The 16137-nt window shown below is 45.7% G+C and carries 12 protein-coding genes; 3 read left to right on the top strand and 9 right to left on the bottom strand.

Going from position 1 to position 16137, the window contains the following annotated elements:
- Positions 1-96: 96 nt before the first annotated feature.
- From AB4583_RS05325 to dsrO, 3 genes are read right to left on the bottom strand one after another with little or no spacing between them, the layout of a single operon-like run.
- Positions 97-3189, bottom strand: a complete 3093-nt coding sequence (locus tag AB4583_RS05325; RefSeq protein WP_372116666.1) for a tetrathionate reductase subunit A — start codon at positions 3187-3189, stop codon at positions 97-99.
- A 14-nt stretch (positions 3190-3203) separates the two neighbouring features.
- Positions 3204-4337 carry an NrfD/PsrC family molybdoenzyme membrane anchor subunit gene (gene nrfD, locus AB4583_RS05320; RefSeq protein ID WP_372116664.1) on the bottom strand — a complete coding sequence of 378 codons (1134 nt, stop codon included), beginning with the start codon at positions 4335-4337 and terminating at the stop codon, positions 3204-3206.
- A complete protein-coding gene (dsrO, locus tag AB4583_RS05315; RefSeq protein ID WP_017086571.1) occupies positions 4334-5170 on the bottom strand; it encodes a sulfate reduction electron transfer complex DsrMKJOP subunit DsrO in 837 nt (278 codons plus the stop codon). Before dsrO ends, nrfD begins: the two co-directional genes overlap by 4 nt.
- A gap of 257 nt (positions 5171-5427) precedes the next feature.
- On the opposite strand from dsrO, the gene AB4583_RS05310 reads away from it, so the two are divergent.
- The 3 genes from AB4583_RS05310 to AB4583_RS05300 all read left to right on the top strand — a co-directional run bounded on the left by AB4583_RS05310 (position 5428) and on the right by AB4583_RS05300 (position 9447).
- Complete coding sequence (locus tag AB4583_RS05310) at positions 5428-7296, top strand: PhnD/SsuA/transferrin family substrate-binding protein (RefSeq protein ID WP_372116662.1); 1869 nt, start codon at positions 5428-5430, stop codon at positions 7294-7296.
- Positions 7297-7310: 14 nt separating this feature from the next.
- Positions 7311-7913, top strand: a complete 603-nt coding sequence (locus AB4583_RS05305) for a response regulator transcription factor (RefSeq protein ID WP_108091664.1) — start codon at positions 7311-7313, stop codon at positions 7911-7913.
- A gap of 322 nt (positions 7914-8235) precedes the next feature.
- Positions 8236-9447 carry a tetratricopeptide repeat protein gene (locus AB4583_RS05300; RefSeq protein WP_102320670.1) on the top strand — a complete coding sequence of 404 codons (1212 nt, stop codon included), beginning with the start codon at positions 8236-8238 and terminating at the stop codon, positions 9445-9447.
- Between the two features lie 246 nt (positions 9448-9693).
- Here AB4583_RS05300 and sstT read toward each other — a convergent pair whose 3' ends face one another.
- From sstT to AB4583_RS05270, 6 genes are all read right to left on the bottom strand, one after another.
- Positions 9694-10908: a serine/threonine transporter SstT gene (gene sstT / locus AB4583_RS05295; RefSeq protein WP_004732110.1), complete on the bottom strand. Its 1215-nt coding sequence runs from the start codon at positions 10906-10908 to the stop codon at positions 9694-9696.
- A 391-nt stretch (positions 10909-11299) separates the two neighbouring features.
- Positions 11300-12364 (bottom strand): ribosome small subunit-dependent GTPase A, encoded by a 1065-nt coding sequence (rsgA, locus tag AB4583_RS05290; RefSeq protein WP_372116660.1) that lies wholly within the window; start codon positions 12362-12364, stop codon positions 11300-11302.
- A 507-nt stretch (positions 12365-12871) separates the two neighbouring features.
- Positions 12872-13330, bottom strand: a complete 459-nt coding sequence (locus AB4583_RS05285; protein WP_017068936.1) for a copper chaperone PCu(A)C — start codon at positions 13328-13330, stop codon at positions 12872-12874.
- Between the two features lie 85 nt (positions 13331-13415).
- The gene (locus AB4583_RS05280) at positions 13416-14012 is read right to left on the bottom strand and encodes an SCO family protein (RefSeq protein ID WP_372116658.1); all 597 of its coding nucleotides are present in this window, start codon (positions 14010-14012) and stop codon (positions 13416-13418) included.
- Positions 14009-14449, bottom strand: a complete 441-nt coding sequence (locus AB4583_RS05275; protein ID WP_372116263.1) for a hypothetical protein — start codon at positions 14447-14449, stop codon at positions 14009-14011. Before AB4583_RS05275 ends, AB4583_RS05280 begins: the two co-directional genes overlap by 4 nt.
- A gap of 203 nt (positions 14450-14652) precedes the next feature.
- Complete coding sequence (locus tag AB4583_RS05270; RefSeq protein WP_017068934.1) at positions 14653-15573, bottom strand: DUF368 domain-containing protein; 921 nt, start codon at positions 15571-15573, stop codon at positions 14653-14655.
- Positions 15574-16137: the final 564 nt, after the last annotated feature.

Raw genomic sequence — 16137 nt, 5'->3', positions numbered from 1 at the left:
GCGTTGAATAGCTTAAAAAGAAGAGCAACCTCGAATGACGAAGTTGCTCTACTCTGCCCAGTCTTGATTTGACTGAAATAGGGGAGGTTTGAACGCCTAGACTTTGTAGATTTTAGCCGGAAGCGCTTGTCTTGCTGCTGCGCCCACAACCCAATCCAACATGACGCCTTTGCCTTCTCTCGTCGGGTCAATTAAGCCAATATCATTGATGTTAACGCCATCGTTCGACTTCATCTTTACAGGTTGTTGTGTGTCACCGATCCAGTGCGCACGCTCACCGAGCTCTTTATGACCAAAGCCGTGTTCAAAGCCTAATGTTCCCGGTTTGATGCCATCAATCACCATCGCCAACGCATGTGTGGTTGAGCTCGGTGTTTCAATCGCAAATACATCACCTGTTTTGATACCGACAGAAGAAGCGTCTTGCGGGTGGATGTAAACCGGATTTACTCCTTTAATCGATTCCAAGCGTGGTGACAAATTAGAGACCGCACTGTGAATATTGGACTTAAAGTTGGTTAGGGTGAACGGCCACTCTTGTGCTGGGAACTGCTCTGCCAAAGGTGTGCCGTCTGCAAGCCTTTGTGGATACCATGTCGGGCAACCCATATATTGCTCGCCACTGATGGTGTTGCGAGAAGTACCGAGTTTTTCATTCCAGATAGCCAAAGGTTTGGTCCATTTGTACTTCATGGTTTCATTGGTGTAGGCATTGGTGGCGTCTTCAAAACGGCCGCCACGCGCAAAGATATACGCTACCTTAAGCATCTCTTCAGGCTTGAGTGTTTTGTTCATCACAGGCACTAGGCGTTCTAGACCAGACCAAACAATATCTTCCGCATCCACATTCGGCACGCCACCTTTTACGAACGCTAAGTTAGCAGCTGAGCGCAGGTAGAAATCTTCAGCGCTATGAATACCGTGCCAGTTACCTTGGTTGTCTTTGATTACGTTATCGCCAAAGCCACCTAAGCCCAGTGTTTTCGCCAGATCAATAAAGAAGTTCTCTAGGTTGATGGCGCGTCCGTCTTGAGTGCGTGAGGTTTTAGGCTCAACAATCGGCCAACGAGCGGTGATCGCTTTGGTCGCGACGCCATGCCACGGGGTTGCCATGCCCCAGCTTTCGTAGGTCACAGTGTCTGGCACTAGGTAATCCGATAAGGCAGTCGTTTCATTGATGAAGGCATCGATAGACACGATCAAGCCAAGCTGTTTTGGATCCTTAAGCTTCTCGCCTAGCAGGTTGTCTAAGCCTGGGACACCATATAGTGGGTTCGCCATGTGGTTGATCCACGCTTTTGCACGGTAAGGGTAACCGTCAATCGCAGCTGATAAGTGCTCAGTTAAAAGCGGAGCTGATATTGGGTACCACGGCGCGCGGGTCGGGTAAGGTGACTCGCCTGCGGCAACGCGACGTTTGTATTCGCTAGTTTTTTGATACGGGAACTTGCTGCGGGACAAGAATACACCTTGAGGCTTAGTCTTACCTTTAAACTTGGTAAAGTCGTAACGTGGACCAGCAACCGAAGTCGGGTAGCCGCCCGCTTTCGCCATCGCACCGCCTTTCGCGTTGATGTTACCGATCAGCGCGTTCAGCATCAGAATAGAGAACGAGTTGTAGAAGCCGTTGGTGTGCATGTTTCCACCGTGAGTATCCACGACTGCTTTTGTACCGTAACTGGTGAAGCGTTTTGCCAGTGCAATAATCTGGTCTTGTGGGATCTCACACTGCTCACTGTAGTAAGCAAGGTCGTATTTGAAGGCTTCTTCTTTCAATCTTTGCAGAGAAGATTTAACGCGAACAGTCTGACCATCAACTTCTACGTCTTGATCGACGAACAGAGCCGCTTCATTCACCTGAATATGTGACGCCAATAGTGACGTTGTCACATCAAGTGCAATAAATCCGTCATCGTCAGACATCGGTTCGCCTGTTTCTAGCAACCCTATATCCGATGCACGAAGCATACGCCCATTTTGTGGGTGCGACTCGTCACTGATCACAAGGTGAGATGCATTACACCAGTGTGTGGTGCCTGCTTGCTTCATCGCTTGCGCACTTGGGCGAGACAAGAAGTCGTGATTGTAGCGCTGGTTGTCGATGATCCATTGGATCATGCCCAGAACTAATGCTGAATCGGTGCCCGGTTTGATCGGTAGCCAGTTGTTGCGATCGCCCGCCGCAAGGCTTGACGATCCTGCCGGAAGGCTTGGAGTCACAATGGTGTAGCTGAGTTTTCCGTTGGTACGAGCCTCAGCCAATTGTCTCGCTTGGCGCTTAAACGGGTTACCCGCTTGAGCTGGAGACATGCCGATGAAAAGAATGAACTCTGCGTTGTTGAAGTCGGGCTTTAAGTGCGAGAACTTGTCTAGATCGTTCATGATCGCGCCTGAACCTGCGCGGAACGCGTAGCCACAGTAAGATCCATGGTGACCAAAGTTGCGTGTGCCGTAGCTGTTAAATGCAAAGCGCTTCAATATGTCGTCACGGCCTTCATTACCTGCATTGGTCACAAGCAGTTGGTTGGCTTTTGGACCGTATTCAGGGTTGTTTGGATCGAGTGGTGTTTCGATGTCGCGAATCGATCGCAAGCCTTCAACTTCGCCTTCACCGAACAAGTCACCACCTTCGGTGATCTCAGAGATAAGCTGTTCGTAGCTGATCGGTTCCCACTTGCCTTCACCACGTTTACCAACACGTTTTAATGGTTGAGTGATTCGGTATGGGCTGTTTTGAATCTCTAACATGCCGTTGCCACGGGCGCAGGCTGTCGAACGGTTATTGATGCCTGATTCACCAGACAAGCCAATGTAGGCGTCTTTTACCGATGTTTTGAATGGGATCTGTTGGTCACTTGATAGCGGGTGATACGGGTTGCCCGAGATGCGTAAGATCTCGTCATTACGGTTGTCGATACGTACACGTAATCCACACAGTGTCCAGCAACCAAAACACATTGATGGTGCAACGCGTTGGTTTGGATTCGGCGAGATCTTACCTTGCTCATCGACACTGTATTCTGTCTCTAACGAATTACCGTTGTGGATGTGATTGGTTTTCTTACCTGCGGTGCCATCGATAGCACCGTGAACCATGTGCTTTGTGGTTGTCGCATAACCTGCAGCAAAAGCTCCAACACCACCGGCAGCAAGGCCTGTTTTCAAAAATTGACGACGTTTGTTATCCATGATGATTCCTCAGACTACAAGCTATGTGAGCGGTTAAGTGGTGACGATGATGTATTTTGGTTTGGTTTCAATACTGTCTTAGGTGTAGAACCAGTAGACACGATCTCAGAAGCAAACAACGCAAGTGCTAGCCAAAGGCCGCACATGCCAACGATGCCAAGTAACCCAGCACTACCCATTGGTAATTCATAAGGGAATGAACCCACATCAAAACGGGGAATGGTTTGAACTTCCATCATGGTGACCCAACGTACCGCCCATGCAGAAACTATGGTCGCAAGCGCAACACAGACAATTCCTAGCTTACTTTGCGATAGGCGTTGCAGTGGTAGAACCAAGATCATGCACAGCAAAATGCTGGTGGTCATGATGCCTAAATTGATGCCCCAAGCGTCGTTCTCATACAGGCTGAAGTGACCATGGTTAGATGCCCAAATCGACGTGAGAATGATGGCAAGGCCACCCGTTAAGGTAATGGTTCTTTGTATCAGAGCTAGGTCTGTTGGTTTTAAGCTTGGCTTGCTTGAAGGCAGAAGAGCCCAAATCAACAGCGTTAAACCCGTTGCAGCAAAGAATGCGGTAGTGAACCAAAGCAGCGGAGAAGCCGGTTGATGCCAAAGCGGTCGGCTCGCCAAAATCGCAATCTCTGCGCCTGTGTAAAGCGCGATGCTTAGGCCCGAAATAGCCGTCACAGCAGCGAGCGCAATCATCAGCTTTGACGATATTTGCCATTGACCTAGCGTCAGCCAAGCCAAACGTTTTAGAAGTGGGTTTTCACTCTCTTTCAGTTGTGCGATGTCATCACGCAGGTAAACCCATGCGGTTGCGACAGCCAGACCAGAGAACAAAGGTAGAAACAGAGAGCCCAATGACATCCATGACCAAGGTGTGATGTGAGCATAGAAATGCCACGCACGTCCGGGTTGATGCAAGTCACCAGTAAGCGCTAATGGCCCAACAATCGCACCGATTGCCATCACAAGCACAAGGGCAGAACGAAATTGGTGGCTGGTTGAGTTCTTAAATATCAGTGCAATCAAAAACAGAATAGCGGCCGCGTAGGCTGAACCTATGTAGAAGAAATATTGAACCGCCCACGGTAGCCAAGCGATCTCTTGAGCGGGAACTAACATCTCAGTGATATTCATGCTGTCTCTCCTTGTTTGCCTTGTGTCGCGATTGCCAATTCTTGTTTGCTAGAGGATGAGTTATCGATGGCGGCTGGATCATAAATCGCAGGTTGGCCTTCAATGTGGCTAACGAATCGCTCGTTCATGCCGATATAGAAAACATGGGGGTTGGTATTCTGCTCTGGCTTAAGCACCTTAATGTCGTCTTGGTTTTCATTGAGCAGACGGTTGATCTCGCTGTTTGGATCTTTAAGGTCGCCAATGACACGCGCGCCACCGACACAGGTTTCTACACAAGCAGGCAGTAAGCCGTCTTCAAGGCGGTGTGCACAGAAAGTACATTTGTCAGCGGTAAGGGTGTCGTTATTAATGAAGCGAGCATCGTAAGGGCAAGCTTGAACACAATAAGCACAGGCTACACAGCGTTCGTTGTCGACCATCACTATCCCATCTTCACGCTGGAAGGTCGCTTGAACAGGACAAACCTTGATGCAGGGGGCGTTATCACAGTGATTACATAGGCGAGGTAACATGAATGATTTCACGTCTTGTTGAGCCGTCGAACCATCATCAAGGGAGACTTCATACTGTTTTACGGTGGTTCTGAACTGGCCAATTGGTGCTTGGTTTTCAACGCTACAGCCAACAGTGCACGCCTGACAGCCAACGCACTTACGTAAATCAATCGCCATGGCGTAGCGTTTACCTATTTCGCCTTTGCGGTCAGGTTGGTTGTTATTGCGAATGGCTGTGCTTGCGACTGCGGTGTTGATTCCGGCAATGGGAATGAGCGCAGCACCAGCGGAAACCTTGCCGAATTGGCTGAGAAACCGTCTTTTCAATGAGTCCATGTTGGTACCTATAAATGGGTATTCTATCTGTTGGGCTTATTGTCAGATTTTGACTGTTCACGGGGTATTGTGGATTTCCACATACCCAGATCAAAGTTGATCTAGAACAAATGTGGTTTTACCAATCTAGCTGTTATGCTTTGTTTTAGAGGCTTATTTAAGGCGTTCAAGCATGAGCTAAGCGCGAAACACGCCGCTGACATAAAATGAATCGAGAATAAATTGAATAAACAGTCCGTTTGGAGAAAGAGATTTCAGTGACAGTCAGAAACCTAATATCAATCGTTGGCCTTTGTTGGTTGAGCTTAACCGCAGGAATCTGTTTAGCCGCTCAATCGGAGCAAGAGATTGCAACGACAAGCACTGTTGAGTCTGAGCAAATCATAGAGGTTGGCGTGTTGGCGACTCGAGGTAAGCTTTCCGCTCAACAGCGTTGGCAGCCGACAGTGGATTGGTTGTCGGAGCGCATTCCCGGAAAATACTTTGTTCTCAAGCCTTTCAACTTGGAAGAGATGGCCGAAGCGGTAAAAGATGTGACTGTTGATTTTGTTATCACCAACCCCGGTCAGGCGGTTCGATTAGGACGCCAGTATGCGCTTTCTTGGATGGCCACCATGACCAGTCATAACTTTGAAGCTCAAGACATTAGTAATACACGCAGCATTGGTTCCGCCTTGGTGGTCAGAAGAATGTCGCCTTATATCTCTCTCGAACAACTCAGCGGTAAGCCGATTGCGGCAGTATCTGAAAATGCATTCGGTGGCTATCTCACTATGCGTTACCAAGTGATGCAACAAGGGCTTAATCCCAACCACTTTTTCTCTAATACTCAGTTCTTAGGTTTCCCTATTGATGCTAGCTTGTATCAACTGCGTGAAGGACACATTGAAGCTGCGGTGGTGCCTGCGTGTTTGGTCGAGAGCATGATCAGCGAAGGTTTGCTGGTGGCGGGTCAATATCGTGTTATCGAGAATCAAGCACCAGAAGGGTTCCGATGTCAGGTGTCTACACCGTTGTACCCTAACTGGTCGTTTGCCAAAACAGAGCGAGCGTCTTCGGCACTGGCCAAACAAATGAGTCAGGTGTTATTTGCTATGCCAAAAAGCAGTGCGCCAGCCATTGCAGCGAATGCATCGGGCTGGACGTCACCGACAAGCCTGCTGTCGATCGATAAGCTATATCAACAACTCGACATGCATCCACTGCAACAACCTTGGTGGAAAGAAGCGTTAATCTGGCTCAAGTACAATCAACAGTGGGCATGGGCGTTCTTTATTCTTGTCGTGTCTCTAAATGCTTACCACTTCTGGCTAGAATACAAATTCAGTCGCAGTAAAAAGCAACTAGAAGCGACGCTGTATAAGCTGAAAAGTAAGAGTGAACAACTAGAGCACTCACAACGTATCGCGGTAGTTGGTGAACTGGGAAGTAGCTTGGCACACGAGATTAATCAGCCTCTGGCAGCAATTCGGAATTATAGCGAAGGTGGTTTACTGCGGATTTCGAAGAACAAACCGCTGACTGACATAGAGCCTGTATTTGAGAAGATCCAGTCTCAAGTGGACCGTGCTGACGCCATCATCCAGCGCTTAAGAAACATGATCAAAAAACGCTCATCAGATAAATCTCAAATTGATATAGAAGTGCTTCTTACAGATACCATCGAGCTACTGCAGTTTAGATTACAGAAACACAAGATAACCATTGAACGTTATGTTGTGGGTAAACCTATCAAGCTACATGTTGACCCTGTCGGATTGCAGCAGGTGGTTGTAAATTTGATCAACAATGCGACTGATGCGTGTAATGCTCAGATGCATCGCGAACAAAGCGCTACGTCTGATATTGGTAACAAAAACAACGAACCATCGACAATTAAAGTGATTACCGAGTATCAACCGGATAAAATGATGTTGTCGGTTATCGATAACGGCACGGGCTTAGATTTTACCGAGCAACAAGTCACTCAAGCCTTTGTGAGCAGCAAAGGAAACGGCTTGGGATTAGGGCTTGCGATTTGCCAAGATGTGATTGAAGACCACAGTGGCAAAATGAGCATTACTTCACTGACTCCTCATGGTTGTCATGTCGCGGTGACACTACCTTCCTCTATTTCAAATGATTAATAAGGAATCTTGTTATGTCTGAACTTCATCAAAGGCTTCCTGTCTACGTGGTTGATGACGATGAGTCGATGCGTGACTCATTGGTGTTCCTATTAGAAGAGCATGATTTCACTGTGTCAGCTTTTGAAGATGGCCCCAGTTTTTTAGACTCAGTGGATTTGAGTGCGCCGGGGTGCGTGGTGTTAGACAGCCGAATGCCTGAAATGAGAGGGCAACAAGTTCATGAATTGATGGTGAAAGCGCAGAGCCCACTGTCGGTGATTTACCTGACGGGTCACGGTGATGTGCCAATGGCGGTTGAAGCCTTACAAGCCGGCGCGGTGAACTTCTTTCAAAAGCCAGTTAAAGGCGGTGAGTTAGCTGAGGCAATCAAACAAGGTTTGGACGCTTCTGAAAAGCATTTACACATGAATGTTTATCGCCAAGCGTATGCGTCGTTAACCGAGCGTGAGATAGACATCCTCAAACAAATTATCGACGGTAAGCGTAACCAGAAAATAGCCGATGAATTGTGCATTGCCATGAGAACAGTGGAAGTACACCGAGCAAGCTTGATGAAGAAATTCTCAGCGAAGACGGTTGCCGAGTTGGCTTACATATACGGCCAACTGAACTAACTACAGCGACATAAAATTGCTGATAGGTATTCATCAATTTCGTTATCGTTTTTTAAGATTATTTTGCTCAAAGGTGGTCTTCATTATCGAACTCTATTGAAGCAAGATCACACCATTTATGGAGTGCATAAGGATAGGTCTTAGTAGACTTTTTATCGCTATGTATTCCTGAGATACTGAACTGAGTTCATTTTAGGGCGGAACGTTTTAATAACGGCGCTTTTCCCTGTAATTAGAAACATACCATTCACTATGGGTTGATCACTTTCCCGATATCGGGGCTAGTATCAGTCGAGTTAGGTTAAAATATTTTATGAGTACAATGGGAATCGCAATTGGTGCGACCGCTCTTTCGTTAATACTTGTCGCCGTGTGGCTGATCTCTTTATCGCTAAGAAAGCAGCGCTTGGAACAAGAACGTAAGGCTCGTGCTGTCGCTTATCGAAAAGCGATTGAAAAAGCGCGCATACAAGAGCAAAAAGAGCGTCACTTCAAAGCCGAAACTGGGCATGTACCGTCGATTCTGTATTTGGCAAAAGAAGCGGAACGTAACAATATCAAGGAAGCGTTATATTGGTACGATAAAGCGGCGCATTTGGATAACGTCAACGGCATGTACGGCATTGTTCGCTTAAGTATGAAGCGCAAAGAAGATCTGATCTTGAGAGAACAAGCCAACTTTTGGCAGCTTGCGATCTCTGCCTTAGATAACGATATGTCGGCGAAATTTGAGATGGGTAAAGCCCTGGTTCATGGACGTGGGACCGTGAAGAACATCCCCAAAGGCTACACCTATATTGAAGAGTCTGCCGCTGGTGGTAATACCGAAGCGATGCTATTCATGGGTGACTGGTGCCTAGACAAAGAAAATCCAGACTACTCTGCAGAAAGCTCTGTTGATTGGTATCGCAAAGCGGCAGAGAAAAACAACCTAGACGGCAAGATCAAACTGGGTATGAGTTACTTAAATGGTGTTGGCGTAGAGCCGAACCATGGTGAGGCTGTGTACTGGTTTGAGACAGCAGCAGAAAAGAACAGTGCAGAGGCAATGTTTAGAGCGGGTGAAGCGTGGATCGACCATGGTGAACACGGTAATGCAATTGCTTATATCTGGCTATTCCTATCTGCTCATTTTGGCTACTCAGAAGCTAAGCAGCAGAGAGATAAAGTGGGCGGTGAGCTAGGTGTCGATGCGGTTGTGGGCTTACAAGCACTGACTAAACCGATCATGACCAAGCTGACCCAACAAGCAATCACCAAGCACTCAATTATTAAGGCGCTCAACAAGCTTTACAAACGCAATATACCGATTCCAAAGAAAGTGAAAGAAGCGTCTGATGAAGAGGCTGAGCCATTAAGTGTAGAGACCAGCCATCTAGATACTCAAACGGCGAGTGCTCAAGATACGAATGTTGATTACAGCCAACAACCTAATTCCGAGCAAGCATCAACAGAGAGACAAGCGACCCCAAATAGTGACCCTCTAGACTTCAGTCAGGCAGCCGTGGATCCAAGCTGGAAAAGCAACCACTAAAACGTGTTGGTTAGCTTTGATGAGTTAGACAAAAATGACTGAATCTATAAATCTATAAATCTATAAATCTATAAATCTATAAATCTATAAATCTATAAATCTATATAGCTTCTAACCGTAATCTAGAAAACCAAGACAACAAAAAAGGGAAGCGAATGCTTCCCTTTTTATTTGTGTGCTATTTGCTTTTAGAGCTTAGAGCTTAGAGCTTAGAGCTTAGAGCTAAAGCCTAATACCCAAGAGCTGTTAAGCTTTGTTTTGCTCAGCTTTACATACAGCCGCAGTGAACACTACGTCAGTTGAGCTGTTAAGCGCTGTTTCAGCCGAATCTTGAATCACACCAATGATGAAACCAACCGCTACAACCTGCATCGCTACATCGTTTGAGATACCGAATAGGCCACAAGCTAGAGGAATCAGTAGCAGTGAGCCACCGGCAACGCCTGATGCGCCACATGCTGAAATTGCAGCAACAAGGCTTAGTAGAATCGCAGTGAAGATATCAATCTCAATACCCATTGTGTGTACAGCTGCAAGCGTTAACACAGTGATGGTGATTGCAGCACCTGCCATGTTGATGGTTGCGCCTAGAGGGATTGATACAGAGTAAGTATCTTCATCTAGCTCTAGCTTCTTACAAAGGTTCATGTTCACTGGGATGTTTGCAGCGCTTGAACGAGTGAAGAATGCCGTTACACCAGACTCACGAATACATTGCAGTACAAGTGGGTATGGGTTCTGTTTTGTCTTTACAAAGACAAGCAGTGGGTTAACGACAAGAGCAATGATCAGCATTGAGCTTAGTAGAACCGCTAGTAGTTGACCGTAGCTTGCTAGTGCATCGAAGCCCGTTGTTGCGAATGTAGTCGAAACAAGGCCGAAGATACCGAATGGCGCAAGACGAATAATGAAGCGAACAATGTGTGAAACACTGTGGCTAAGGTCTTCGAAAACCGCTTTGGTTGTTGCAGATGCGTGGTGCAGTGCAAGACCAAGACCGATAGCCCAAGCAAGAATACCGATGTAGTTCGCGTTCATTAGTGCGCTAACTGGGTTATCTACAAGCTTGAATAGAAGCGTATGAAGAACTTCTGCAATACCTTGAGGAGGGTTAGCACCTTCAGCGCCAGCAACCAGTGTCAAAGTGGTTGGGAACATGAAGCTCAGTACTACAGCAGTCAGTGCTGCAGAGAACGTACCAATCAGGTAAAGCACAATGATTGGACGCATATGAGTATGCTGACCTTTCTTTTGGTTTGCGATAGAAGCTGCAACAAGAATGAATACTAAAATTGGGGCAACAGCTTTCAGAGCACCAACAAACAGACTACCTAATAGGCCTGCATCTTGAGCTGCTGAAGGAGAAACCATGGCGAGAACGACACCGAAAACAATACCAGCAAGGATCTGTAGAACGAGATTTCCACGAGCGATGCGGGCGAGCATGTTGTGATTTTGCATAAAATACCTGCAATTGTTAATTTATTATAGTGATGTATTTTTTTATAAAGTTGTACCAAATCCAACTATACACTAGTGGAATGGGCGGTCATATTAGCGGGATCTAAGAGGGTGTCTAGGAATAGTTTACTTTTAGGGTGATTGTTTGCGCTGCGTGGTGTTTTTAGGGCTAAATGTTAATCAAATGTGTTTTGATTGAGATATAAATCTACAAAATGACATTTAATAGACTCAATATACTGTAAATTTGGAAATGTAAACGACTATTGGTAAGAACATTGTGTGCATAAATAGTCACACTAAGACCAAATTGAAACAAAAAGCCCCACGTGTTTAACACTAAGGGGCTAAGCTTGTCTCAAATACAACTTATAGTCGTTAACTTAAAGGTTTAGTCAGAAGCTTTTTTAAGATTTCGACTTTCTGATTGAACGGTTTTGTACATCTTCGAAAGCTGCTTACTGTTAGCACGTTGCTCTGCCAATGAGGCACCATTTCTGGCTTGCTCTCGCAATAGCTTTTGATAGTTATTAAATCGTCTTTCAGACAACTCTCCACTCTCAATGGCTTTGCGTATTTTGCATCCAGGCTCTGATTCATGATGGCAATCAGAGAAACGACAGTGCATAGCTAACTCTTCGACATCAGAAAAGGTTTCGCTTACCCCTTCGGCGCAGTCTGCAAGTTGCAACTCTCGCATTCCTGGCGTATCAAGCAGTAAGCCGCCCGATGTCAGTAAATGCAGTGAGCGTGACGTCGTTGTGTGTCGACCTTTGCTGTCGTCTTCACGAATGCCACCCGTGGCCTGCTGAGTCTCCCCAAGCAGCGAGTTGACCAGCGTAGATTTCCCAACACCAGACGACCCCATCAAAGCCACCGTTTTGCCCGTTTTACACCAAGGCGACAATACTTGAGTAGAGTCTTGGTCTAGGCTATTAACGGCTTCGATCATCAGCATTGGGTCTAGGCTTTGTACTTGCTGTACTTTGTCTTGGTAGTCGTCACACAAGTCTTTCTTGGTGAGTACGATAACGGCTTCAACTTGCGCTTCATTAGCGAGAGCGAGATAACGCTCGATGCGGCTTAGGTTAAAGTCGTTATTTAACGAAACCACGATAAAAACCGTGTCGATATTGGCTGAAATATATTGTTCAGCCACACGACTGCCTGCAGCTTTTCGGCTAAAGAGCGATTGGCGTTCTAGTAAGCGATCGAATTGCAGTTCAGAGTTCAATATTACCCAATCGCCAACCGTCATTGCAGGTTGGTTGTGATGAATAGGTAGAGTGATTTCGCCTTGTTCAGACGCAAATGTGTAGCCACTGCGATGGTGCGCGGTGATACGGGCGATCACTGAATAGTCGTAGTCTTCAAGTGTCAGTTGTTGTTGAAATACAGGTTGCCATCCAAGTTGTTGAAGTGACATTGGATGAGAAAATGCAGTTTGTGAATTCATGTCTATTTACCCAGACGTGCGAGCTTTCTTTTCTTGTGAGAGCATTAAAGTCTTATCAGTGCATTAAAGTCTTATGAGAGCATTAACGTCTTGTAAGATCTCAGGTTGTCGATGAGATCGAAAAGCGTTGGTCAGTTCAAAAAGCGTCGAGACGTCAAAAATGTTTGAGCTTGGGTCGAATTCAAAATCGATAGGACCCCGGATTTGAGTCATGCTTTACAGGCATGCAGATATTGATCACTTACGATCAACAGTAAACCGGGTAAAAGTGTGCGGTAGCCAGCTGATGGCTTAATGTTGGTAGTTCGAGATTAAAGTTTGATTAACCAAACAAATTAACGCGTTACTTTTACTGCCAGTTTTAGTGTTTTCATTACAATCATCTTCTATTCTCCTTGGTTTATTAATGTGTTCAGGCTTTGAATAAAAAGCGCGCTCAGTTTAACAAAAAGCCACGATGGCGAGAAGTCATCGTGGCTTAAATTATTTTATCAATTGTGAATACGATTAATGATGGTCGTGGTTCATCTTTTTCATGCCGCTCATCACTTTCTTCACTGGTGCGTCGAAGGTCTGTGTTTCACCATTGGCAAAGGTCAGAGTCATCTCGATTTGCTCACCTTCTTTTAGGCTACTTTTTAGGTCGAACAACATGATGTGTAGGCTACCAGGTTTAAGTACCGCTTCACCGTTTGCAGGGATGGTGATCTCTTGAACTTGGCGCATTTTCATAACATCGCCATCCATGATTACATCATGAAGTTCTACTTTACCTGCTGCAGGTGTTGTTGCAGAAACAATAGCGCGATCTTTATCGCTGTGGTTCATCAGAGTCGTGAACACCGCGCTGTTCACTGCTGAAGGCGGGGTTGCACGAGCGTACGCGTCATGAACCATAATATCGCTACTAGCCTGAGCAAAAGGGGTGAGCAATAAGCCTGCTAGAGCAAGTGCTTTTAACTTCATGTTGTTGTCCTTAATTTTTATGTTTTTGGTCTGGGACCTGACTTTTTGTTCGAACTTTATTAGTTAAGTTCTTTGTTTTTACGTTTTACTGCGTCAGCTTGTTGATAGCCTCAACAATTGGTGCTGGCGTCAACGTGTGCGGTACTTTGGTAATCAAGGTACCGTCGGGCTTTAAAAAATAAAAATATGAGCTGTGGTCTAGGGTGTATTCCAACTCTGAACCTTCCAGCTTGGTCTTTCTGAAAATAACACCGTAGTTGTGTGCAAGCATGGTTGTCACATCCAAAGGACCACTTAATCCTTCCATCATTGGGTGGAAGTATTGTGCGTATTCGTATGAGGCTTCTGCTGCATCACGCTCAGGGTCGAGAGAGACAAACATCGGGCGAATCTTGGCTTTTGCTTCATCAGAGACTTGGTTTAGTGCTCCGGCCAACATAGCCAAAGAAGTGGGGCATACATCCGGGCAACGTGTGAAACCGAAGTAAACGATACGAATTCTGTCATCGGTTTGGTCAAAGATTTCCGTTGGTTGGTTGTCTTTGCCGAAAAGAGTCGTTGCGGAGAACTCTTGTTTTGCAGCGTGTTGTTCTTGAACTTCGTTTTGCCCATCAAGATAGCTTTTGACACCAAAGCCAAGTACAAAAGCGACAACCAATGCTAACGACCAATTTCTACTCATCTTGCCATCCTTATTGCAGGGTTTACAGTATCGACACCATCAGTGAGTTCACCGATCCATGTCATTTTATCTAAAGTACATACAGGTAAAATCACATCACCTTCATAGGTATTGTTGCCAATGCTCTTTAATTGAAAACGCGCTGATCCCATTTCCATTTCTAAACCTGTGAGCGATAGCATCAAGGTTTCAGAGGCCGCGCCTTCCCACACCACTTTGATTTTTGTTGGGACTAGAGGTTGAGCTGTTTCATGCTCAAGGGTCATAGCAACGCTGTCTTGCTCACACCATGTTGTTGAAAGCATGCAGTAGTCATCTAAGTTGACGTCAGGAGAGTGGCTCTCTACTACCGATTTAAATTGCTCGACTGCCTGTGGTCCATAAAAGCCAGCGACCAGCGCAATACCGAGCGCAGCAACCTTTAATGCTGGGTGCATGTCGTGTTCTCATTTGATTTTATAAGAACGGCGATGGTATCACACCACTCAATACGTGCTTGTATCAAAAAGCAATTTTGTGCGTATGGTAGAACTAAAAAAGCGAAGCCATTGGCTTCGCTTTTGTCTGTTTAATAGATATGTGAGCTTAGTATTTCTAAGCATTATCCGTTCTAAACGCTTTCCAGAAGCTGGCTGAATGATTAGTCAGCATTACGCTCTGCAAACTTCTCCAGGCCTAAAACCAATGCAATCGCAGCAAACATCATCACAATCGCCATGACCAACTGAGAAGGCTGAGAGGTTACCGCTTCAAAATCAAACGGTGATAGGTTTTCTTGAATCAGAGGAACTTGTTCACCTTTTGAGTTTGTGCGCCAGCTGATGGTCTCTTTCCAAGGCCAGATCTTAGGCAGCGTACCGATCATCAAACCGGTTAAGAATACCAATGTGAAGTCGCGGAATGAACGCAATAGCCAAGACAGTACATGTGAGAAAGTCAGCAGTCCGATCACACAGCCCGCAAGGAATAGCGCAAGTACATCGACTTGAAATGATTTAACGGCGCCAAGCACGGGGCCATACATGCCAATCAGGAGCAGAATAAAGCTGCCTGAAATACCGGGTAAAATCATCGCGCAGATAGCAATCGCACCCGCAATCAATACGTTGATGCTGGTTGGTTCCATTTGCAGCGGTTTAAGCACGGTAATGCTATAAGCGAAAGCAACGCCAAGCAGCAAAAACACGAAGCGAATCATATCGCGTTTCTCTACTTGCTTAAGAATATGGAAAACCGAGACCAAGATCAGGCCGAAGAAGAAAGACCACAGTGGAACAGGGTGGGTGACTAATAACCAAGAAATCAATTTTGCGAATGTCGCAATGCTCGTGAATACGCCCGCGAACAGTGAAATTAGGAAGAAACCATTGATGTGATTAAACGCGGCTTTGAAGCCTTCGAGTTTCCATAAGCCAAGTACGCTAGGGTTAATTCTGCGAATGCTTTCTAGCAGCGTATCGTAGATACCAGTGATGAATGCGATGGTTCCGCCCGACACGCCAGGTACAACGTCTGCTGCGCCCATTGCCATGCCTTTGAAAAAAGTACTTAAGTAGTTCATTGCTTCATAGAGTTGAGGATGATTTTGTGCAGTATACAAACTTTAGTGTAAAAAAAGTATGAATATGCTTTTGGGGAAGGGCTTTTATTACTCTATTAATTGTAAGGCAATAAGTTGAAGTGAATATTTGCCTAACATTTATATAACAACCACTTAGTGATTTGTCATTAAGAGCAGAGATGAAACTGATCCCTTATCGATATTGCATCTTGGTTGCAATATGCAAATGCACTTTGCAATTCGCATGACAAATTCATGGTTTTTATGCGGTGCAGGGCTTATAAAACGTCGAATAAAAGTTGGCACGCTAACTGCATTATATACATTGACCCTTCTTAAGCCGAGGGTCACCTAGCCAACTGACGTTGTTAGTGAACTTATGATTTGTTCACAAATATATAGAGCCAATCGCGATTATTGCGGTTGGCTATTTTTTTGCCTGTCGTTTGGTGATCGTCTTTTTACTTTTCCCATTCCTACATTTTTAGGTTCTAAACTTCAGATGAAAAAAAAGCCAGCCACCATAGGTGACTAGCTTATGTTTTCTCGAATCAATCTCGAATC

The organism is Vibrio sp. 10N.222.49.C12 (assembly GCF_041475025.1).
Lineage (GTDB): Bacteria > Pseudomonadota > Gammaproteobacteria > Enterobacterales > Vibrionaceae > Vibrio > Vibrio crassostreae_C.
Note: the sequence above shows the minus strand (reverse complement) of the source record. Positions and strands in the feature narration are given on the sequence as shown.

What these genes read in the sequence shown, in the direction of transcription:
- AB4583_RS05325 (WP_372116666.1), bottom strand. Translation starts at nt 3,189, where the DNA reads ATGGATAACAAACGTCGTCAATTTTTGAAAACAGGCCTTGCTGCCGGT.
- nrfD (WP_372116664.1), bottom strand. Translation starts at nt 4,337, where the DNA reads ATGAATATCACTGAGATGTTAGTTCCCGCTCAAGAGATCGCTTGGCTA.
- dsrO (WP_017086571.1), bottom strand. Translation starts at nt 5,170, where the DNA reads ATGGACTCATTGAAAAGACGGTTTCTCAGCCAATTCGGCAAGGTTTCC.
- AB4583_RS05305 (WP_108091664.1), top strand. Translation starts at nt 7,311, where the DNA reads ATGTCTGAACTTCATCAAAGGCTTCCTGTCTACGTGGTTGATGACGAT.
- AB4583_RS05300 (WP_102320670.1), top strand. Translation starts at nt 8,236, where the DNA reads ATGGGAATCGCAATTGGTGCGACCGCTCTTTCGTTAATACTTGTCGCC.
- sstT (WP_004732110.1), bottom strand. Translation starts at nt 10,908, where the DNA reads ATGCAAAATCACAACATGCTCGCCCGCATCGCTCGTGGAAATCTCGTT.
- rsgA (WP_372116660.1), bottom strand. Translation starts at nt 12,364, where the DNA reads ATGAATTCACAAACTGCATTTTCTCATCCAATGTCACTTCAACAACTT.
- AB4583_RS05285 (WP_017068936.1), bottom strand. Translation starts at nt 13,330, where the DNA reads ATGAAGTTAAAAGCACTTGCTCTAGCAGGCTTATTGCTCACCCCTTTT.
- AB4583_RS05280 (WP_372116658.1), bottom strand. Translation starts at nt 14,012, where the DNA reads ATGAGTAGAAATTGGTCGTTAGCATTGGTTGTCGCTTTTGTACTTGGC.
- AB4583_RS05275 (WP_372116263.1), bottom strand. Translation starts at nt 14,449, where the DNA reads ATGCACCCAGCATTAAAGGTTGCTGCGCTCGGTATTGCGCTGGTCGCT.
- AB4583_RS05270 (WP_017068934.1), bottom strand. Translation starts at nt 15,573, where the DNA reads ATGAACTACTTAAGTACTTTTTTCAAAGGCATGGCAATGGGCGCAGCA.